The organism is Planococcus sp. S3-L1 (assembly GCF_030063085.1).
GTDB classification, from domain to species: Bacteria; Bacillota; Bacilli; order Bacillales_A; family Planococcaceae; genus Planococcus; species Planococcus kocurii.
Genome location: NZ_JASISN010000011.1, coordinates 1 through 20,374 on the forward strand (window position 1 = coordinate 1; position 20,374 = coordinate 20,374).

Sequence of the window (20,374 nt, forward strand, 5' to 3'; positions counted from 1 at the left end):
TGGCGAGCGATCGTTTGAAAGTCGCTAGAAACCGTACTTTAGCAGCCGCTTAAATTTTAAAAACAGGAAAAATGGTCCGAAAAACCGTCTACACTTTTTTAAAAGGGCGATTTATGAAATTGATTCAGTTATATTAAATCTATTAAAGACTATAAGAAATTTGTGTATGATTCTGAGTTAAAGGATACTACTGAACCTGATTATAGTGAAGATAGAGAGTTTATTTGGAGTGTCACTGTATATGATGTATTAAATAATAAAGAGTTAAACAAATTAGTAGAATCATTGCATTTATTAAAATATGACGATTACGAAAAAGAAATTTATCTCCGAAGAAAAAAAATGAAAGATTTGCAATATTTTAGACTAGAAATAAATCATACTGGCGGTGGTATTCTAGCACGTATAAATTTCAAAAAACATTTTTATTTTAAAAAGCTTGAAATCAAATATACCCAAATTACCAATCAAACAGTTGCCATTGAATATAAGTTTAGTTTTATAAAAGCAATTGAAAAGTCAGAACGAAGGAAGTTTATATATGACAATATAAGTAACACTTATTTTACAGATTTCACTTCACAATATGATAATAGTAAAATTAAACACACAACTCCCAGTTATATACATCAAATAGAACGAGACTATTTAAGAGACATTTTTCAAGGTTTTATTGTTAAAAAATTATATTCGAATTTTGGTAAAACTTATAAATTACCATTGGGCTATACTTGTAATTATAAAAAAGACGGAAATAAAGAAGAAGAATTTAAAAATCCATTTTTAATGTTATCAATGTATAATAAAGAAAATGATTATTATATCCTAGTTGACATTATAGAAAAAAATACTCTCTATCAATTTTTTAGCAATAAAAATATACCAGACATTCCATTTTTAGATTTCTTTCAATATTTCGGGAATGAGTTCTATTACTATTTATTCAATGAGATAGAAAATACTGAGTTAAATAAGAAAGTAACTAAATATCTTTTAGGAAACTACAAAATAGTTAAGAAAAAAGATTATCTTTGGTTAGTAAATAAACTAAGGGCTTTAAGAGACAGCAATTTTAAACCACTAAACGATGGTTCTGAAAAGAAAAAGTGGGAAGTTCGATGGAGTGGAGAGATTGAAGAAAAAGAGTTTTTTACTGGAGATTTAATTACTCAAAAATACACTAAAATTTATGAAGAGTATTATGAATATATGAAAACCTTATACAGTGCTCAGAATGACTCAATAATTTTACATGTAGGGTTACTTACATTAATATCTACCGTTGTAGGAATAATAATTACACTAGTATTAAATTGACAAAATTCATTAATCCTTTAAGTCACATCTAAATGATGTGACTTTTTCTTAAATATTCGTGAAAGATTCTTCCTGACAGTATTGTAATGATATTCAGAAAGTTTTAAATCAATTTTAAGCTTAAATTCTTTACTGTCTGATTTCATTTTATATTCCTTTCTAATTTAGTAAATCTGAGTCTAAATTTACTTAATACAAAAACCTTTTTTTGATATTCGATTCTAAACAAAGGATTCGATAAAATTTAGTTATTAAAACTTATCTCCGAGAACTTCTATATATGACCATGAAATATATTTAGGTTGGATTCGTAAATCATTTTCTCCAATAGCTGGCAATCCTTCAATACCAGTTGTAATATTAATTTCGGTTTCTACACTTAGAGGATCAATATTTACATCCTTTTGAAGTTGTCTTGTATCAATAATGATGCCGTCATTATTCTTCACATTGATTTCAATAGTAATACTTGTAATGGTAAGATTTGTTCCGTTGTAAATATCAAAGAATGCCTCTCCATGTTCTAAAATGTGTTCATTTGTTTTTAATTTTGAGTATTCTTCTTTAGGTAAAGAAATATCGTAAATTTCAGAAGTAGCACCATCTTCATCTATATAAGTAGAATCACTTACAGAACTTTCGATAATAAATATGAACACAAAAAACATGCATATTATTAAGAAAGAAATTCCTACAATATACCATCTATTATGCGATAGTGGTTTCTTTATTCCTGTAGGATTGAAATTTGAGAAATCACTTCTAGGTTTATTTACTAATTTTTCTTTATAATGTAAGTTTTCCTTTCTAAGATTACGCATTCGTATCTCATCGTATTCAGTTCTTCTATAAGTATCAGATAAAACTTCATATGCCTCTTTAATTAAAATAAATTTTTTATCATCCACATTGGATAAATCAGGATGATACATTTTACTTAACTGCCTGTATGCCACTTTAATAATTTCTGGACTAGCTGTTGGACTTATTTGCAATACATCGTAATAGTCAACAAATCTCACTATTCATGCTCCCGTCTTTCTTTACTCAATACCATCTGTTTATAATATTCCATTTCAGATATTAGCATTGGTTCATGTGGTTTTTTATCAAAAACTTTATCTTGTGAGTTTTGAAGAATAATCATAAATAACAGTGGTAGGAGTAAACTTTTTAAAAGTATGTGTGGATCTTCTATTAACGATAATTTTTCACTGCCAAAGAAAACCATATGTTTTCTTGATAATGAATCTACTACTTTGTTTAAATCCTCTTTTTTTAATTCATACATCAAGTCATGTGCATATTTTCGTCTGATTTTATTGAATTCTCTATATGGTGCTATTTCATCTTTTGTAAATATACCGATAGCTACAAGCAAATCCAATTTCTGAGGGTATTGCATTCTGTTTAGATCGAAAACTGATGAGTCAAAGTATACAGTACTAATTAATCTTTCAATTTCGGTTTCAATTATTAATTGCCCTTTTAAAACTATCGTAAGTATAGATTCTTCTTTGTTGATAAGTTCATAGCTCCTAATCATAGCTGCAACAGCTTCTTCGTTAGAAATCATTCAACTTCCTCCTTAAATTCACTTTACATTTATACATAATTTTAACAGAAATTAGATTTATAAAACAAAAATAATCAGAATAAAAAAATTTATTATTGATTATTTGTTGGATAAAGGGAAGAACAGGTAAATATTTTACTTCCTGTTATATAACGAAACGATTTCGTTAGATTTTCAATTGAATAATTTAATGTTTATGAAATCCTTTATATAAGGTGCTTTAAGCTGCCTTAAATCTGAAAACTAATATTTTACAATATTTAATTGGTATTTATAAAGGTAGTATAATACAGCCTTTACTCGCATTGCATCGAGACTGATATCGAATGCTTTTATATAAAATCTTTATAAATAAGCATTTGAAACTTTTCTAAATACATAAAGAATTGTATGCTTTTAAATTTAATTCAGAATTTTCTATAAAGTGTGATAACATTACTTTTAAAAGGGAGGTAATATTATGTTGAAGGTGAAAAAAGTTTTATGGATATTAATAATTTTTATATTAGCTTTTACAATTCTAAATCCTAGTGTGTTTGCTAAAGGTAAAGAAGGCTTGGCGCATGTTGTTGAAGAACATACACAAAAAATAGCACAACTAGAGAAGGCAATAAAAAATTTAAGCGGTTCTAATGAAGATAAAGAGCAGTTAACACCAGAAGTTAAACAAGCGCTACTTAAAGAGGTTGGAAATATAATTAAACGAATGGACGATTCGAATAGGCCTGATGGAAATGCTGTTGATGTAATGAAGTATGAAATAGAAGAAATTGAGGATGAAAAAACTCTAAAAATATATACTGAAGGTTCTTATGATTGGACTACTGTTGGAGTTTATGACAATCCTGATGGGGCAGGGAGAAGTTTTGCAAGAGGTATTGTATTTAACTTTGATGGAATTGCTAAGATGTACGGAGTAGATTTAAAATATGAATTCTATGAGAATGGTGAGAGGATCACTGTATTCACTAACTTAAATTAAAGGAAGGTATTTTCAGAGGACTGTAATAGTCCTCTTTTTTTATACATAAAAATTATAAGAAATATAATATATTTAAGTTACACAACAAACTTCAATTAGATTGTGTCCAGAAGTTTCAACTTAAATACTAACAAAAAAAGTATCAAATATAACTCGAAACATATGCTACAAAAAGTCTATAAGTTGGTCTATAATATAAAGTATAGAAGATAATTAACTTATAGACAGGAGCGGATATGATGTCACTTATAGGATATGCAAGAGTATCGACAACTAGTCAAGAAAATGGATTAGAAACACAAAAGGCGTTGTTAGAAGAAGCGGGAGCAACTAAAATATTTCATGAGAAGTTAACGGGTACTAGCACAAAGGAAAGAGCAGCATTGAAGGAATGCTTAGATTATTTAAGAGATGGAGATACATTAGTGATAACTAAGATTGATCGGCTTGCACGTTCTATATTCGATTTAAATCAGATTGTAGATCAACTAAAAGATAGAGGTATCAACATAAAGTTTCTAAAAGAAAACATGTTATTCGAAGCTATTGGTCAATCTAACAGTTTAGGTACATTATTATTTAATATATTAGGTTCGTTCGCACAATTTGAGAGAGATTTGATAGTTGAACGGACAACGGAAGGAAGAGTAAGAGCAAAAGCACAAGGTAAACATATGGGAAGGAAGGCAAGCTTCTCTAAAAAATCAATGCAGAAAGCCTTAGAGCAATACAAAAACAGAGAAGAAAATAAGATGAGTGTATCTGATATCTTAAAATTAAATGGAATACCTAAAGCAACTTTCTATATTGAATTAAAGAAACATGACATTAAAGGATAGTAGCAAAGTAAAGGAGCAGTCAACTGACCGCTCCTATTTTATTTATCAATGAAATTACTTACTAAGCCTATAGTTTTTATATGTTATTAGTGGTATTCAGTATTGGTCTTTTGGTATTTGAGTTTAGAATTTTAGAATTTCAAAATTGAATCGGCAATAGTAGTTAGATTCAAATAGCTTAAGATATTTCTTTTATATCTTATATTAACCGCTTCTATGTGTGATCTATTCAAATATAGATTAAATTTTTAATTATCCACTCCATCTAAAACAGATAACAGTCTAGCGATTTAAGAAATTGTCAATTTAATAATTGTAAGAAGCAAATTTTTAAAAGTCCTTTAACCATTGTTCTTTAGAATGTTAAAAAATTTAAGAATGACTTATAGCTTAATTCTTCTTGTAGAATGAAAGGTAACGTAAACTTGCAGTAGTATAATAGTAGAGATAATTTAAATTCCCTCCGAATTCTAGATTTATTCGTAAGGAAATAGTTAAAATCAAAGTTTTTTTTGGAGTATCGACATGCGTTAAAGCCTTTGTACAAGGGGGTTTAGGAATGTCCTATATTTTTACATATTGAAGAATATTGAGTTTTTGAGAGGTTCTATTAATTTAGAGCTTCTTTTTTAATTTTTTTATTTGTTGGGATTGATCATGTGTTGAAAGTAGGAGGGTTTTATATGGGGAGGGGTAGAAAGCGATACTAAACAGTTTTTTCAAGCTGATAGGGGCATACCTGGCATAGAAACACACTAAAATTAAAGTAAATACGATTGGGAAAACTGAGAATATAAATAGAAAGCATAGACTTTTGATTTATTGATAATTTTAGTTTTTGAAATTGAGGAATTATGAGCAAATGGAATTAAATGCAGAGATGAAGAAAAACTAAGTCTTAAGCAATCGGAAACGGTTGCTTTTTATTGTTATAATAGGTGTAAAGCACTTATTGATAAATGGGGAGGGAATAGCATATTGAGCAAAAAAGTAGTCTTGTACACGAGGGTATCTACAAATAAGGAAGAACAAAAGAAATCTATTGCTAATCAAGAAGAAAGATACATTGATTACTGTAATTCAAGAGGTTATGACTTAATTAATATATATGCGGATGAAGGGTTAACAGGTACGAATGCTAGACGTATTAAATTTAAAGAAATGTTGTTAGATGCTGGATTGGATTATGAACGTAATGATCTAGGAACTGACATTTTTAGAGTGAGTAAAAGAAAACCGAAATTTGATTATATTCTTGTAAAAGATGCTACACGTTTTTCACGTTCTACTGAAATAGGAATCAGTGTAGTAGGACTTCTTAGAAGAAATGGTGTTTATGTAATTTTTGAAAATAGCGGTTTTACTACTGATGCTGAAGACTGGGATTTTAGAACAGGGTTGCTTTTTACAATTGCACAAACAGAAAGTTCCAACATGAGTAAGAGGATCAAGTTCTCAAAAAGACATAACGCTGAAAAAGGGAAGTATGCTCCCGCAAGAGTTCCATATGGATATACTAGAAATGAAAAAAATGAGATTGTAATTCATAAAGAACAAGCAGAAACAGTAAAATACGTTTTTGAACGTTATCTAGATGTTGGTGGTTCAATCATTTCTCAAGAGTTGAATATTAAAGGTGTTTTAAGTCAAACAGGTAAACTTTGGACTGATGATAAAGTAACTCGTATAATTCATAACCGAATTTATACTGGAACGGCTATAGTTGGAAAAAGCTATAAACAAAATGTAACAGATACGCAAAGGAGTAAAAATAGTGTCGATCAGTATATTGAAATTCCTAATGCGGTAGAACCAATTATAACAATTGAACAGTATGAAGAAGCTAATTTAATTAGAGAAAAGCGAGTGAACAAGAATAAAAAGGTTGGCAGAAAGCCAGCTAGAAATGATATTTATAATGAGAAACTGTTTTGTAGCAATTGTGGAAGCAGATTTGTCAGGCATCAGGGTTTTGGCGGTAAAACAAACTACATCTGCCAGAACAGAAGAAAGGGACTTGGTTGTAGGGTTAGAGGAATTTCAATTCAGAATTTAAATAACAGTTTAGCGGAGGTAGATTTAAAGTATTTATCTAATGCTATGGGGGATTCTTTCTATTATAAAGAGTTGCTCAATCTTTTGGCTAATCAAAAACTGAAATTGGCTAATACTAAGCTTGATATAAGAAAGCAGATCGATGTATTAGAAGACGAAATAGAAACGATATCAGATAAATTTGCTTTCCTTAAAGATACGGACAAAATGCATGCTAGGCTCGTAAAGAAAGTTGAGGATAGAGAAAATCAAATTACTGAACTTAATCAGCAATTTGGAAAGCTTAATATAGAATCTATAGAATATATTTTAGACAGAGTAGAAGAGAAAAAAATGATGATTGAACTTCTATCGACTTCTAAGTCTATAATAGTAGAAGATAAATTGAAGTTACTTCATAGAATTGAAATCGGTGATTATGAATTAGGCTTTCGATTTGCAATTCCTTCATTTGAGGAAGAAGTAGATTTATATAATAAGCTTTTTCCAATGTCTCCAATTAATTTAGCTATTCCATTTAAACCATTTACAGCAAGCTTCAGAAGGAACCATAAGTCTGCTAGAGAATACTGGGAAGAGTTAAATGGAAAAAGTTAATCAAAAGATCACTTTTTTAGAAGAGTGTTCAGAGAGATTTATTTTGTTAGACTTTAACTTTAATGCTGATTTTAAAAGAAGAGATTGGAGTGAGAAATTTGCCCAAACGAATTTCGGAACAAAAGAGCGAAGATGGAGCAACAGAAAAAGATAAGCGAGATTATTATAAAATAGCAGGTATAATAGTAATTTTATTAGCCTTTATATATCCTTTAGTTGTTCCAATTGTCTTTCCCTTCCTATCTAAATTTTATTCTAGTAATATGACGCTTAACCAATTGGCTGAAATAGGTAGTTTTTTAAATGGGACAACTGGAAGCCTTTTACTTTTGGCAAGTATTCTATTTATTCTTTCCACAATCGAGATACAACGAAAAGATCTAACAGTTCAGATGAAAGAACTAAGTTTAACGAACAAAACATTATCGCAGACTATGGAAGCACATGAAACGTCTAATAATATGTTTGGAGTGCAACAGTTTGAAAATACTTTTTTTAATCTCGTGGCTATGCATGGAACCCTTATTAATGATTTGAAAATGGAAGATGGAAGATATACTGGAAGAGAAGTGATAAATCAGCATTTTAGTAACATAAACACACAATTCAAGACTGCAAGTCTAAAAAGGTACTTTCACGATTATGTCCCAGAATTTTTATTTAAAGAAAATAAAGAAAGTATTTATTTAGAGTTTATTAAGACTATTGAGATTATCTATAAAGAAAACAAACGTAATTTTCCAATTCCTATAAGATCAAATATAGTTGACTTAGAAAGCCACGAACCCCATAAAGTTTTTAATCAACAACTAGAGTTTTTTGCTGATTACACGGATATGGCTTTACTCATGAATGAAATACCTCAGAATGAAATAATACAAGATTACAAAACAACTTTTTTGAACAATGGAGAAAACACATATAAAGTAGATGCTGTAGTTAGAACCAAAAATTACGATAATGGTATACTATCGAATTATTTAAAAAGTACATTTGCTATTTTAAAGTTTGTTGATCAAGCTAAAGCGGTTGATGATAAGGAAACATATATCGAATTTTTTGCTTCGCAGCTATCAGATCAAGAAAATTCTATCTTATTGTGTTACTCTAAAATTCTTAAGGATAAAGAAGTACAGGAATATTTTAATAAATATGCAGTCTTAAGATCTTCGAATTATGCAGATGGAGATATATTCTCTAATCAACTACTTAATTACACTTCAGCGACTCGCTGAAGTGTTTTTTAAAATTATAGGTTAAATAGTTGCAATTGCCTTCTTACTTACAGATGGTTCAAGGCCAAGTTGAATCTTATCGAATGGACTTAAAGGTAATTCCGACTTTGCCGCAGCTTGTATCAGCAGGTTATTTAAAAACTGGAGAAACCGATTGTCCAAATGGCGACGTGATAAGTATTGCAGTTGATGGGGTGGTGACATCTGCCAAACCTTAAAGAACGTGGGTTTACTTTACTAGAAATGTTGCTGGTGCTTACTGTCTTAATGACGATTGTTTCCATTCTGATTCCAAGCTACCAGGCTTTCACTACTCAAAAAGAAGAACAACAATTTTTTGATATTCTTCAACAAGATATCTATTATGCACAAAGTCAAAGTTATTCTTTAGGGAAAACGTCAAAAATTATTTTCAGGGAAGAGAAAGGGACGTACGAAATATTTACAGATCTTCAAATGGTCGTTGTGTCCAGAAAGATGCCAGTGTCGGTGTCTTTGAAGAAAACGAGTAACCTCACTGAAATTTATTTCAATTCAAATGGCTCAGTCGTTCAGTCTGGGACGTTCCGTTTTGCGACGAGTCGCGGAGAAAAGGCATTGGTGGTTCATCTTGGAAGAGGGAGAGTGGTGTTTTCTGAATGATAGAGGAGTTTCTTGGGCAGAAACTATGGTTAGCCTATCCATCGTATTCATCATTTTTGGTAGTTTACTTCCAGTGATGATAGGGGTTCAGCAAAGTCTCCAGGTAAAAAAAGAACGCGTTAGCGCTTATGAAACCTTACATGAAGCAGCAAGAGAAATCTCGACGGGTGTAATTCAAGGGCAGCGCGTCGTTAATGGCATTGTCTATAGTTGGCAAGTAACGGATCAGTTATGTGTTGATTATGCAGATTATAAAGGAGAGCGTGAACAACTATGCATCGATTAGTTCGGCTAGATGAAAAAGGATTTTCATTTTTGACAGCTATTTTTGATTTGCTGGTATTGCTGTTGATGCTGCCGCTAATTGTGTTGTTTTTCGGCTTCGCTATTGGTTTTGCGAAAGACTTGGATCCTCATAGAGCAGAATGGCAGCTTTTCGCGATTGATTTACAAAGTTATTTAAATCGTAGTGACTCGATTGAAATTATCAATGGAGGCAGTGGGATTCGTATTGCCCAAATGGGGGAGGAATTTGACATTGAACTCTACACGGATATGATTCGCAAACAAAAAAATAGAAAAGGTCACGAGGTGATGTTAACTCGTGTTCGTCAGAGTCACTTTTCGCTGGTCGGTAACAAGCTGAAGGTTCAGACCGAATTCTTGAGCGGAAACACGGAAGAGGCTGAATATGTTTTTACGCAACCTAAAAAATGAAAAAGGGGCTGTTTATCCAATTGCAATCGTCTTTTTCATGTTTGCTTTGCTGCTGTTATCTCATACCTTAGCGCTCTATTCCATCCAATATAAAACGTATGATGGTTTGGAAAATGCGCATAGACATGCTACGATACAACTACTAAAGGAATTTGAGCAAAATAAAATACCTGAGTAGAGGTAAGTATCGGGTGGGTAGGATGAACAGAATATATATGATTGGATTTATGGGCTGCGGAAAAAGCGCGGTCGGCAGAAGGCTAAGCTTTCTGCTAAAACTGCCCTTCTATGACATGGACAAGGAAATTGTTCGTCAGACAGGCAAAACGATTCCGGAAATCTTTGAAGAGCATGGCGAAGAATATTTTCGGGAACTAGAAACGCAATTTTTGCAAAATTTTAAAAATGATCATTGCATCATCTCTACAGGTGGTGGCGTCACCATGCGAAAAGCTAATCAAAAAATCATGAGAAACACAGGCTTGGTATTGTTTTTAGATGCGCCGTTTCGGGAAATTTGGCGGCGTATTCATAGGGATCCGAACCGTCCGATTGTCCGCCAATCGACTCGCGAAGAAATTGAGGAATTGCATAAAGCCCGCTATCGTGATTATAAGCAGACGGCGCATATCACGATTCGTACCGAATTTCGAACGTTACGACAAATTACACAATACGCTTCTTTTCAAGTAAAACGTTTAAAAGGCGAATGATTTGATTTTAATTAATCAAATCATTCGCCTTTTGTCCTATTAAAGAAAAAAGATTGCGCTTTCTGACGATCAATGTTAGGATATATTCAAAGTTATACTATTCTGTATAACGGTTTGGACCAATCAATTTTGATTTGGGCGGATGATTGTACGAGGAGAGAACGCGGAAGCGTCGCCGAAGGAGCAAATAACAGAAGTTATGAATCTCTCAGGCAAAAAGACTCGGACAGGACGCATCTCTGGAGAATGCTGCATGTCAGCTACCAACGAGGAAAGCCATTACGGTAAACTTTCAGGTTCCAGGACAGAGATTTCCCTTTATAGGGAAATCTCTGTCCTTTTTTCGTGCCCAGATGTCTCTTGGAACTGGCCGATAGGAAGTTGAGAAATAAGGAGGAAAATCATTGGCACAGTTAAAGCGTACACCTCTGTTTGAAACGTATTCGAAATATGGTGGCAAAACAATTGATTTTGGCGGTTGGGAACTGCCCGTGCAATTTTCGAGCATTAAAGAAGAACATGAAGCAGTTAGAACAAAAGTAGGTCTTTTTGATGTGTCACATATGGGTGAAATTTTTGTCACAGGAGCAGATAGTTTAGACTATCTTCAACACCTTGTCACAAATGATGTCTCTAAAATTCAAGATGGGCAAGCGCAATATACAGCAATGTGTTACGAAGACGGTGGCACAGTAGATGACTTGCTAATTTATAAGTTAGCAGATCAACATTATTTATTGGTTGTGAATGCCTCTAATATAGAGAAGGATTTTGAATGGATGGAAAAAGCGAAAACGGGTGACGTTATATTGGATAATGCCTCTGAACGCTATGGTTTATTGGCTCTGCAAGGTCCTTTAGCTGAAAAGGTACTTCAGCGTTTAACAGAAGAAAATCTTTCAGCCATTAAACCTTTCCGCTTTAAACAAGATATTGAAGTTGCGGGACAACAAGTGATTTTGTCGCGCACTGGTTACACGGGCGAAAATGGTTTTGAACTATACGCAGCTCCCGAATCTCTACTTGTTCTTTGGGATGAAATTTTGTCTGAAGGTGAACCAGAAGGTATTGTGCCTGTAGGTCTTGGTGCACGTGATACATTGCGCTTTGAAGCCTGCCTTGCTTTATACGGCCAAGAATTGACTAAAGACATAACGCCACTAGAAGCCGGTATTAATTTTGTTGTGAAATTGAAAAAAGAGCAAGATTTTATTGGTAAAAAAGCATTGACTGTTCAAAAAGAAGCAGGAGTGCCACGTAAATTAGTAGGTATTGAAATGATTGACAAAGGCATTCCGCGTCATGGCTATACGGTATATGCAGGAGATCAAAAAATTGGTGAAGTGACAACTGGTACTCAATCGCCAACACTTAAGAAGAATATCGGGTTAGCGCTAGTTTCAAGTGACTATGCTGAACTCGGAATTGAATTAGAAGTTGAAATTCGCGGCAAACGACTAAAAGCAACAACAGTACAAACGCCATTTTATAAACGATCCAACTAAATTTAACTTGAAAAGGGGACAGCGCTCAATGAAACATCGCTATTTACCAATGACGGCTCAAGACGAAAAAGAAATGCTGGAAACGATCGGCATCAACTCAATTGATGAATTATTCTCGGACATTCCAGAAAACGTGCGCTTTAAAGGTGAATACAACATTAAGGCCGCCAAATCAGAATCTTCGTTAACGAAAGAATTGGCACAGCTTGCTGCTCGAAATGCTGATACGAACCGCTATGCGTCGTTTTTAGGTGCAGGCGTCTATGACCATTACAAGCCAATTATTGTGGATCACGTTATTTCGCGCTCTGAGTTTTATACAGCATATACACCGTATCAGCCAGAAATCTCACAAGGGGAATTACAAGCTATTTTTGAATTCCAAACAATGATTAGTGAATTGACGGGCATGGATATTGCTAATTCGTCCATGTATGACGGCGGTACAGCGCTTGCCGAAGCGGGTATGCTTGCTGCAGGACACACAAAGCGCAAGAAAATCCTTGTGTCACGTGCAGTTCATCCGGAATCACGTGACGTTGTCCGTACGTATGCTCTTGGTCAGTCGATCGAAGTTATTGAGATTCCATTAAAAGATGGTCATACAGATTTAGACGCATTACAAGAAATGATGGATGAAAACGTTGCAACAGTGATGATTCAATACCCGAACTTTTTCGGACAGGTTGAAAACTTGAAAGAAATTGAGCCGATTGTTCACGCATCAGGCGCATTACTAGCTGTTTCTTCAAATCCATTAGCGCTTGGTGCATTAACTTCACCAGGTCAACTTGGGGCAGATATCACAGTAGGAGACGCACAGCCTTTTGGTATTCCTGAAGCATACGGCGGACCTCATTGTGGCTATTTCGCTGTAACAAAAAAATTAATGCGTAAAGTTCCAGGCCGTTTGGTCGGTGAAACAACAGACGAAGAAGGTCGTCGTGGCTTTGTTTTAACATTGCAGGCACGTGAACAGCATATTCGTCGTGATAAAGCGACATCAAATATTTGTTCAAACCAAGCGTTAAACGCATTAGCGGCTTCTGTTGCTATGACCGCACTTGGCAAAGTGGGGACGCAAGAAATTGCAAAACAAAATATTAAAAAGACACATTATATGAAACAACAATTGAAAAAAGCAGGTCTTGAAATTGCATTTGAAGGCGCACACTTTAACGAAGTCGTGGTTAAAACCGAAGAACCTGTTAAGCAGTTAAATGACCGCTTATTTGAAAAAGGCATGATCGGAGGCTATGACCTTGGGCTCAGCTTTGATGAATTTCAAGATCATATGCTAGTTGCGGTTACAGAACAACGAACTAGAGAAGAGATTGATGCATTCGTACAGGAAATTGCTGCAAAAGTGAAGGAAGCGGGGGCTACTCATGCATAAAGATAACCAAGCGTTAATTTTTGAACTGACTAAAGAAGGCCGCGTTGGTTATAGCTTGCCAACACTTGATGTACCTGAAATTGACTTGAGCGAATTATTACCGAACGATTTAATTCGGACACAAGCAGCAGAACTACCGGAAGTGTCAGAACTGGATATTATGCGTCACTATACAGCGCTATCGAACCGTAACCACGGGGTGGATTCTGGATTTTATCCACTAGGATCTTGCACAATGAAATACAATCCGAAAATCAACGAAACTATCGCTCGTTACCCAGGATTTGCTAATATTCATCCATTACAAGATGAGAAAACTGTTCAAGGTGCTCTTGCGTTGATGTTTGATCTTCAAGAGCATCTAAAAGAAATTACGGGTATGGATGAAGTTACTTTGCAGCCTGCTGCAGGTGCACATGGTGAGTGGACAGGATTAATGATGATTCGGGCTTATCACGAAGCACGTGGGGATTTTAAACGCACAAAAGTTATTGTTCCAGATTCAGCGCACGGCACAAACCCGGCGTCAGCAACTGTTGCCGGATTCGAAACCGTAACGGTAAAATCTAGCGATAAAGGTCTCGTAGATTTGGAAGACTTGAAGCGCGTTGTTGGGGATGACACAGCGGCATTGATGCTGACAAATCCGAATACGCTTGGCTTGTTTGAAGAACAAATTTTGGAAATGGCAGCTATTATTCACGAAGTCGGCGGTAAGCTTTATTATGACGGCGCTAACTTGAATGCAGTTATGTCAAAAGCACGTCCAGGAGACATGGGCTTTGACGTGGTTCACTTGAACTTACACAAAACCTTCACAGGACCCCACGGTGGTGGTGGACCTGGATCTGGCCCAGTTGGTGTGAAAAATGACTTGTTGCCATACTTACCAAAACCAGTATTAGTGAAAAAAGACGATGCTTATACGTTCGATTATGACCGTCCAGATTCAATCGGCCGTGTTAAGCCGTTCTACGGAAATTTCGGAATCAATGTGCGTGCTTATACGTATATTCGTTCTATGGGACCAGACGGCCTGAAGGCTGTAACAGAATACGCGGTATTAAATGCCAACTACATGATGCGCAGATTGCAGCCGCATTTTGATTTGCCATACGACCGTCATTGCAAGCATGAATTTGTTTTAAGTGGTCGTCGTCAAAAGAAACTGGGTGTTCGCACATTAGATATGGCGAAACGCTTACTTGACTTTGGCTATCACCCACCAACAATCTACTTCCCGTTAAATGTTGAAGAAGGCATGATGATCGAACCAACCGAAACAGAATCGAAAGAAACATTGGATGCTTTTATAGACGCGATGATTCAAATTGCGAAAGAAGTAGAAGAAAATCCAGAAATCGTTCAAAATGCACCACATACGACGGTGATCAATCGTCTAGATGAAACAAAAGCAGCACGTCATCCCGTGCTTCGCTACACGAAAGTCGAGTAAATTTTAAAAAGAAGGAGTTGTCTTAAAAGGTCGTGAAAAACGACTTTTTGAGTACAACCCTTTTTTCCTGCTGAAGAACAGTGTGTCAGCCGCTTTTTGTCTCACCCAGTCGAACCGTTTTCATTGTCATCAGCCATGTTGACTCTAAAAATAAAAAAAGCGTTCATTTCTATAAAATGGAAGAAAAAGTAGCACTTGCAGATAGATTGATGAGGTAGATTGGTGACAAATGTAAAATCAACGTAGAAAGTGCCTTCGGTCCCATCAAAAGCAATCGCCCATTTTGGAAATCTCATCTAAAAAATCCGGCAAAGTCGAAATCACCTTTAAGTCCAGTTGATAGGATTTAACTTGCTGTTGAAGCATCTGCACAAATGCTTCACACCCTTTTTCATCTACTGCTGATGATTGTTTCGTAACGCTTGGAATAGCGGTCGCAATTAGCACCGTAATCATCATCATATCTGAAGGTGATTTTAAAAACAGGCAGAGACTTAGGAGCCAGCCCTTTCTTTGCTTCTGACTATATAAGGTACAATCCCTTAAATAATTGCCTGGCCGGCGGGTGAGCTGCTTTCACAGCATATCCTCGTCAATATCTGTAATAAATATAAAAAGGCCTTCCAGCGATGTGGAAGGCCTTTTTAATGATTAGACTTTGGCTTTTATTTTGCCAGTCCATTGTTTGAATCCGCCTTGCAATTGGAACAATTGGTTATAGCCTTTTTTCTTTAGGAAAATGGCGACTCGTCCGCTGCGAGCTCCGTTCTGGTCGTATAAGTAGACCGGCTTGTCTTCGCGAATTTCCTTATAACGCTGGCGCAATTGTGATTGCGGAATATTGCGAGCTCCAAGGATATGACCTGCTGCAAAATCCTTTGGCTCGCGCACGTCGATTAATTGAGCTTTGCGGTAGCCTTCAATAAACTGTTCCTGTGTCAAGTTAGTGACAGTTTTTTTAATGCGAAAATAAGTAATCACCGCGTAAATGATGATGGCTAACAGTATTGCGATCGTAATATACAAAAATTCCAATGGTCTTGCCCCTTTCTACTCTTCTTTTATTATAAGAGAAGAGATGACGGATATTCAATGCCAATGTTACACTAATTATCGGAAATAGGAGGCGATCTTGTGAATTATCCGAAATGGGTTTTTATAAATTCAGGTGCGGGCACCCCTTCTTTTAATATGGCGCTCGATGAATCCTTGCTGACTTGGCATAGTGAAGGGCTTATTCCGCCGATCATTCGTTTTTATGGTTGGCAACCGGCAGCTCTTTCAATTGGTTACTTTCAAAAAGTAGAAAAGGAAATTGATATGGATGTTGTTAATCGATTAGGACTTGGTTTTGTGCGTCGTCCAACAGGGGGCAGAGGTGTACTTCATGAACATGAACTTACATACAGTATCATCGTCAGCGAAGATTATCCACAGATGCCAGAAACTGTTACAGAAGCTTATCGTGTACTGAGCGAAGGGTTATTGGAAGGCTTTAAAAACTTGGGGCTCGATGCTTATTTTTCGGTACCGGATACAGCTGAAAAGCGCGCTGACTTAAAAAAACCAAAATCTGCAGTTTGTTTTGATACGCCGAGCTGGTATGAGATGGTCGTCGAAGGTAAAAAAGTGGCAGGAAGTGCACAAACACGTCAAAAAGGTGTTATTCTACAGCATGGTGCGATTTTAATTGATTTGGATACCGAGAAACTGTTATCTGTTTTCAAATTTCCGAGTGAAGAAGCAAAAGAGCGCATGCGCATGAAGATACCTGAAAAAGCAGTGTCGATTAATTCACTACGAAAAACGCCAGCAACTGCTGAAGAATGCATTGCTGCCTTTAAAAAAGGGTTTGAGCAAGCTTTGTTTATCGATTTAGAGCCCTATGTGTTGACTGAGCAACAATTAGCAGAAGTCAAGGCTTTAGAGGAAAAAAAATACGCGAATCACGAGTGGAATTTCCGAGTGTGAGGTCTTTTGGCTCATTTTACCGAATTTAAAAGCTCGAAACCTTGGTAAATATAGCTTTATAAACTAACAGAATTCTATAAAAAAAACTTGTTATTGAAAATGAGTTTCAACATGTAGTATGATGGGAATCGAAGTAATACTATATATAGTATCCGACTCCATATAACATAAAGGAGGAATTGTCAAATGGTTTCCGCCACACAACAATCCCAGTATTCATTAAATGCATCAGCTTTAAACGAAGATATCAAAACCTTTCCGCAAGTACATGCCATCACTTCAGATATGAAGTTAACGCACAAAGGTGTCTCGCGTCTTGTTATGATTGATCGTTACTCTTTCAAAGATACAGAGAAAAAAACGCTCAAAGCGGGAGATTTTGTTGTATTAACTGTTAAAGAAGATCCGAAATTCCCAGCTCGTGGGCTAGGTTACATCGTTTCGATCGATAAAACTACGAACAAAGCGAAAGTTTGGATTGAGGAAGATTACAGAAGTGCAATCGACAATCCAGAAGAACAAGTAGCAGGCATTGTCAATCGTCCGATCGACGTGATTGAAAAGCCAATGGAAGTGTACTACGAGCAAATTGCGAAACGCAATGCAACAGGCCTTGCCTCAGTAGAAACAACTTCTGAAAAACGTCAAGAATGGTTTGAGAAATTTTATCAGCAATTGGTTAGCTTGAAATTCATTCCAGCTGGACGTGTTCTTTACGGAGCAGGAGCGGATACAGATGTAACGTATTTCAATTGTTACGTAATGCCGTTTGTTGCGGATTCACGCGAAGGTATTTCGGATCACCGTAAACAAGTGATGGAAATTATGAGCCGCGGTGGCGGTGTTGGTACGAACGGTTCGACTCTTCGTCCACGGAATACATTAGCACGTGGAGTTAACGGCAAATCATCAGGTTCTGTATCTTGGTTAGATGATATCGCGAAATTAACACATCTTGTTGAACAAGGTGGATCACGTCGCGGTGCGCAAATGATTATGCTTGCAGACTGGCATCCAGATATTGCGGAATTTATCATTTCAAAAATGCAAAACCCTCGTATTTTGCGTTATTTGATCGAAAACACGCAAGATGAGACGATTAAAAAACTGGCTCATGATAAATTGAAATTCAAACCGTTAACAGCCCAAGAAGAAGCGATGTTCCAAGGAATTTTGAACTACCGCACAATTCCTGGCATGGGCGGATTTAATGAAAAAATCATGCGTGATGCTGACACGAAGTTACGTGACGGTGGAACGTACTCTGTTCATAATGAAGAATTCTTAACCGGTGCAAATATTTCCGTTACGCTAACGAGTGATTTCATGACAGCTGTCGAAAATGATGCAGATTTTGATTTGCGTTTCCCAGCAGTCGAGTCGTACTCAAAAGAAGAAATGGCGATTTATAATGAGAAATGGCAAGAAGTGGGCGACGTTCGTGAATGGGAAAGTATGGGGCATGGTGTCCGCGTTTACCGTACGATGAAAGCTCGTGAGCTATGGAACTTGATCAATATTTGTGCGACATATTCAGCTGAACCAGGTATCTTCTTTATTGATAATGCCAATGAAAAAACCAATGCTGCAGCATACGGTCAAAAAGTTGTTGCGACAAACCCTTGTGGGGAACAGCCGTTAGCACCTTATTCGGTTTGTAACTTGGCTGCGGTTAATTTGGCGCAATTTGCAGATCCAAAAACGAAAATGGTTGATTTTGAAAGCTTGAAAGAAACAGTTCGCGTCGGTGTCCGCATGCAAGATAATGTTATTGACGCAACGCCATACTTCCTCGAAGAAAACCGAGTACAAGCACTTGGTGAGCGCCGTGTAGGTCTTGGCGTTATGGGATTAGCAGATTTGCTAATTTATTGCGATAAAGAATACGGATCACCAGAAGGCAATAAACTTGTTGATGAAATCTTCGAAACTATTGCTACAGCAGCATATGAAGTATCGACAAACTTAGCAGCAGAACGCGGTAGTTTCCCCTTCCTAGTTGGTAAGACGGACGAAGAGACAGTGGCACTTCGCAAAGCATTTACTGAAACTGGCTTTATGCAAGGTATGCCAGAACATGTTCGCGAAGCAATTCTTGAAAAAGGTATCCGTAATTCACATCTGTTGACGGTTGCGCCAACAGGGTCTACAGGAACGATGGTTGGTGTTTCAACGGGACTTGAGCCGTATTATTCATTTACTTACTACCGTAGCGGCCGACTTGGTAAATTTATTGAAGTCAAAGCTGATATCGTTGGAGAATATTTGAGAAATAATCCTGAAGTAAGCGAAGAAAACCTTCCAAAGGCATTTGTAACGTCAATGGACTTGGCTCCAGAAGCGCATGCTGATGTTCAATGCATTATTCAACGCTGGATTGATTCGTCTATCTCAAAAACTGTCAACGCACCACGCGGTTACACAGTAGAACAAGTAGAAGGCGTTTATGAGCGTTTGTATAAAGGTGGAGCAAAAGGCGGTACGGTCTATGTTGATGGCAGCCGTGATTCACAGGTTTTAACATTAAAAGCTGAAGACAATAACTTTGAAGAAGAGCAACAACCAGAAGAAACTGGCAAGCGTCCGATCGTTTTAATCGATACCATCCAGGATCTCCGTTCAACTAACGTTACTATCGGTTCTGAAGTGGGCGATACATGTCCAGTTTGCCGAAAAGGAACAGTAGAAGAAATGGGTGGCTGCAATACATGCACCAACTGTAACGCTCAACTTAAATGCGGATTGTAAAAATAATGAACGCGGTGGCTAACAAGCTACCGCGTTTTTTTATATTCTGTACCAAAACGCCGCTCTGCTGGTCTGTCTTATGCCCGTCGGACTTACACGGGTGCTTGAGCTTTTCTAAATAGTTGCTCGATTGTTCCGATATGTTAAAATAATTAAGAATGTAAAAGGGGAGGGGAAAGTTGAATGCGCGTGCTGATCTTGAACGGTCCTAACTTAAATCGTTTGGGCAAGAGAGAGAAAGAAGCTTATGGAACGTTTACGCTAGAAGAGTTAGAACAAGAATTAGTGGAATTTTCTAACCAACATCATATTGAATTGATTTGTCGGCAGTCGAATCACGAGGGAGAATTGATTGATTGGATTCACGGAGCAGGAGACGATGCATTATCAGGAATTGTATTGAACGCTGGTGCCTATACGCATACGAGCATCGCTATTCGAGATGCGATTGCCGCAATCAAAGTCCCTGTTATTGAAGTACATATATCAAATGTCCACAAACGTGAGGAGTTCCGCCATCATTCATACATCTCCCCAGTTACTTTCGGACAAATTGTTGGCTTTGGTCAGGATGTCTACAAATTAGCACTACAAGCATTGATCTTGAAACAAGAGAGAGGATGAA

General features: G+C 36.3%; 21 protein-coding genes and 1 riboswitch. Of the genes, 17 read left to right on the forward strand and 4 right to left on the reverse strand.

Translation table 11 applies throughout. From position 1 onward, the window contains the following. The first annotated feature begins 162 nt into the window (after positions 1-162). Positions 163-1,317, forward strand: coding sequence for a hypothetical protein (locus QMF37_RS11280; RefSeq protein ID WP_283478368.1), 1,155 nt, complete (start codon positions 163-165; stop codon positions 1,315-1,317). A gap of 251 nt (positions 1,318-1,568) precedes the next feature. Here QMF37_RS11280 and QMF37_RS11285 read toward each other — a convergent pair whose 3' ends face one another. Further along, positions 1,569-2,339, reverse strand: a complete 771-nt coding sequence (locus QMF37_RS11285) for a J domain-containing protein (RefSeq protein WP_283478369.1) — start codon at positions 2,337-2,339, stop codon at positions 1,569-1,571. Continuing rightward, the gene (locus QMF37_RS11290; RefSeq protein ID WP_283478370.1) at positions 2,339-2,893 is read right to left on the reverse strand and encodes a hypothetical protein; all 555 of its coding nucleotides are present in this window, start codon (positions 2,891-2,893) and stop codon (positions 2,339-2,341) included. The genes QMF37_RS11285 and QMF37_RS11290 overlap by 1 nt, the downstream gene beginning before the upstream one ends. A gap of 460 nt (positions 2,894-3,353) precedes the next feature. Here QMF37_RS11290 and QMF37_RS11295 point away from each other — a divergent pair, with 460 nt between their 5' ends. The 13 genes from QMF37_RS11295 (at position 3,354) to gcvPB (ending at position 15,030) form a co-directional block, all read left to right on the forward strand. Then, positions 3,354-3,875 (forward strand): hypothetical protein, encoded by a 522-nt coding sequence (locus QMF37_RS11295; protein ID WP_283478371.1) that lies wholly within the window; start codon positions 3,354-3,356, stop codon positions 3,873-3,875. A gap of 239 nt (positions 3,876-4,114) precedes the next feature. Next, positions 4,115-4,714 (forward strand): recombinase family protein, encoded by a 600-nt coding sequence (locus QMF37_RS11300; protein WP_283478372.1) that lies wholly within the window; start codon positions 4,115-4,117, stop codon positions 4,712-4,714. Between the two features lie 978 nt (positions 4,715-5,692). Continuing rightward, positions 5,693-7,366, forward strand: coding sequence for a recombinase family protein (locus QMF37_RS11305; protein ID WP_283478373.1), 1,674 nt, complete (start codon positions 5,693-5,695; stop codon positions 7,364-7,366). 98 nt (positions 7,367-7,464) lie between these two features. Further along, complete coding sequence (locus tag QMF37_RS11310) at positions 7,465-8,601, forward strand: putative phage abortive infection protein (RefSeq protein WP_283478374.1); 1,137 nt, start codon at positions 7,465-7,467, stop codon at positions 8,599-8,601. A 29-nt stretch (positions 8,602-8,630) separates the two neighbouring features. After that, positions 8,631-8,819, forward strand: a complete 189-nt coding sequence (locus QMF37_RS11315) for a competence type IV pilus major pilin ComGC (protein ID WP_283478375.1) — start codon at positions 8,631-8,633, stop codon at positions 8,817-8,819. Next, positions 8,806-9,243, forward strand: a complete 438-nt coding sequence (gene comGD, locus QMF37_RS11320; RefSeq protein WP_256204404.1) for a competence type IV pilus minor pilin ComGD — start codon at positions 8,806-8,808, stop codon at positions 9,241-9,243. Before QMF37_RS11315 ends, comGD begins: the two co-directional genes overlap by 14 nt. 25 nt (positions 9,244-9,268) lie before the next feature. Further along, entirely contained in the window at positions 9,269-9,529 is a 261-nt protein-coding gene (locus tag QMF37_RS11325) for a hypothetical protein (protein WP_071154391.1), read from the forward strand. After that, a complete protein-coding gene (gene comGF / locus QMF37_RS11330; protein WP_071154392.1) occupies positions 9,517-9,960 on the forward strand; it encodes a competence type IV pilus minor pilin ComGF in 444 nt (147 codons plus the stop codon). The genes QMF37_RS11325 and comGF overlap by 13 nt, the downstream gene beginning before the upstream one ends. Further along, on the forward strand, positions 9,935-10,138 hold the full coding sequence (locus tag QMF37_RS11335; protein WP_071154393.1) for a hypothetical protein: 204 nt from the start codon (positions 9,935-9,937) through the stop codon (positions 10,136-10,138). The genes comGF and QMF37_RS11335 overlap by 26 nt, the downstream gene beginning before the upstream one ends. 22 nt (positions 10,139-10,160) lie before the next feature. Then, positions 10,161-10,673: a shikimate kinase gene (locus QMF37_RS11340; RefSeq protein ID WP_071154394.1), complete on the forward strand. Its 513-nt coding sequence runs from the start codon at positions 10,161-10,163 to the stop codon at positions 10,671-10,673. Positions 10,674-10,815: 142 nt separating this feature from the next. Then, positions 10,816-10,907, forward strand: a riboswitch (glycine riboswitch). 170 nt (positions 10,908-11,077) lie between these two features. Continuing rightward, on the forward strand, positions 11,078-12,178 hold the full coding sequence (gene gcvT / locus QMF37_RS11345) for a glycine cleavage system aminomethyltransferase GcvT (protein ID WP_071154395.1): 1,101 nt from the start codon (positions 11,078-11,080) through the stop codon (positions 12,176-12,178). A gap of 28 nt (positions 12,179-12,206) precedes the next feature. Beyond that, on the forward strand, positions 12,207-13,574 hold the full coding sequence (gene gcvPA, locus QMF37_RS11350; RefSeq protein WP_071154396.1) for an aminomethyl-transferring glycine dehydrogenase subunit GcvPA: 1,368 nt from the start codon (positions 12,207-12,209) through the stop codon (positions 13,572-13,574). Continuing rightward, positions 13,567-15,030, forward strand: a complete 1,464-nt coding sequence (gene gcvPB / locus QMF37_RS11355; protein WP_071154397.1) for an aminomethyl-transferring glycine dehydrogenase subunit GcvPB — start codon at positions 13,567-13,569, stop codon at positions 15,028-15,030. The genes gcvPA and gcvPB overlap by 8 nt, the downstream gene beginning before the upstream one ends. 264 nt (positions 15,031-15,294) lie before the next feature. On the opposite strand, the gene QMF37_RS11360 is transcribed toward gcvPB, so the two are convergent. Together QMF37_RS11360 and QMF37_RS11365 are read right to left on the reverse strand one after the other, a co-directional pair. Then, on the reverse strand, positions 15,295-15,492 hold the full coding sequence (locus QMF37_RS11360) for a hypothetical protein (RefSeq protein ID WP_177167599.1): 198 nt from the start codon (positions 15,490-15,492) through the stop codon (positions 15,295-15,297). Between the two features lie 189 nt (positions 15,493-15,681). After that, on the reverse strand, positions 15,682-16,065 hold the full coding sequence (locus QMF37_RS11365; protein ID WP_058385509.1) for a rhodanese-like domain-containing protein: 384 nt from the start codon (positions 16,063-16,065) through the stop codon (positions 15,682-15,684). Positions 16,066-16,221: 156 nt separating this feature from the next. On the opposite strand from QMF37_RS11365, the gene QMF37_RS11370 reads away from it, so the two are divergent. From QMF37_RS11370 to aroQ, 3 genes are all read left to right on the forward strand, one after another. Beyond that, on the forward strand, positions 16,222-17,001 hold the full coding sequence (locus tag QMF37_RS11370; protein ID WP_211272193.1) for a lipoate--protein ligase family protein: 780 nt from the start codon (positions 16,222-16,224) through the stop codon (positions 16,999-17,001). Positions 17,002-17,187: 186 nt separating this feature from the next. Continuing rightward, on the forward strand, positions 17,188-19,749 hold the full coding sequence (locus QMF37_RS11375; protein WP_078080356.1) for a vitamin B12-dependent ribonucleotide reductase: 2,562 nt from the start codon (positions 17,188-17,190) through the stop codon (positions 19,747-19,749). A gap of 183 nt (positions 19,750-19,932) precedes the next feature. After that, positions 19,933-20,373 (forward strand): type II 3-dehydroquinate dehydratase, encoded by a 441-nt coding sequence (gene aroQ, locus QMF37_RS11380; protein WP_071154008.1) that lies wholly within the window; start codon positions 19,933-19,935, stop codon positions 20,371-20,373. The last annotated feature ends 1 nt before the right edge of the window (position 20,374 follow it).

What these genes read in the sequence shown, in the direction of transcription:
- QMF37_RS11290 (WP_283478370.1), bottom strand. Translation starts at nt 2,893, where the DNA reads ATGATTTCTAACGAAGAAGCTGTTGCAGCTATGATTAGGAGCTATGAA.
- QMF37_RS11295 (WP_283478371.1), top strand. Translation starts at nt 3,354, where the DNA reads ATGTTGAAGGTGAAAAAAGTTTTATGGATATTAATAATTTTTATATTA.
- QMF37_RS11300 (WP_283478372.1), top strand. Translation starts at nt 4,115, where the DNA reads ATGTCACTTATAGGATATGCAAGAGTATCGACAACTAGTCAAGAAAAT.
- QMF37_RS11325 (WP_071154391.1), top strand. Translation starts at nt 9,269, where the DNA reads ATGGTTAGCCTATCCATCGTATTCATCATTTTTGGTAGTTTACTTCCA.
- comGF (WP_071154392.1), top strand. Translation starts at nt 9,517, where the DNA reads ATGCATCGATTAGTTCGGCTAGATGAAAAAGGATTTTCATTTTTGACA.
- QMF37_RS11335 (WP_071154393.1), top strand. Translation starts at nt 9,935, where the DNA reads ATGTTTTTACGCAACCTAAAAAATGAAAAAGGGGCTGTTTATCCAATT.
- QMF37_RS11340 (WP_071154394.1), top strand. Translation starts at nt 10,161, where the DNA reads ATGAACAGAATATATATGATTGGATTTATGGGCTGCGGAAAAAGCGCG.
- gcvPA (WP_071154396.1), top strand. Translation starts at nt 12,207, where the DNA reads ATGAAACATCGCTATTTACCAATGACGGCTCAAGACGAAAAAGAAATG.
- gcvPB (WP_071154397.1), top strand. Translation starts at nt 13,567, where the DNA reads ATGCATAAAGATAACCAAGCGTTAATTTTTGAACTGACTAAAGAAGGC.
- QMF37_RS11360 (WP_177167599.1), bottom strand. Translation starts at nt 15,492, where the DNA reads ATGATGATGATTACGGTGCTAATTGCGACCGCTATTCCAAGCGTTACG.
- QMF37_RS11370 (WP_211272193.1), top strand. Translation starts at nt 16,222, where the DNA reads ATGGCGCTCGATGAATCCTTGCTGACTTGGCATAGTGAAGGGCTTATT.
- QMF37_RS11375 (WP_078080356.1), top strand. Translation starts at nt 17,188, where the DNA reads ATGGTTTCCGCCACACAACAATCCCAGTATTCATTAAATGCATCAGCT.
- aroQ (WP_071154008.1), top strand. Translation starts at nt 19,933, where the DNA reads ATGCGCGTGCTGATCTTGAACGGTCCTAACTTAAATCGTTTGGGCAAG.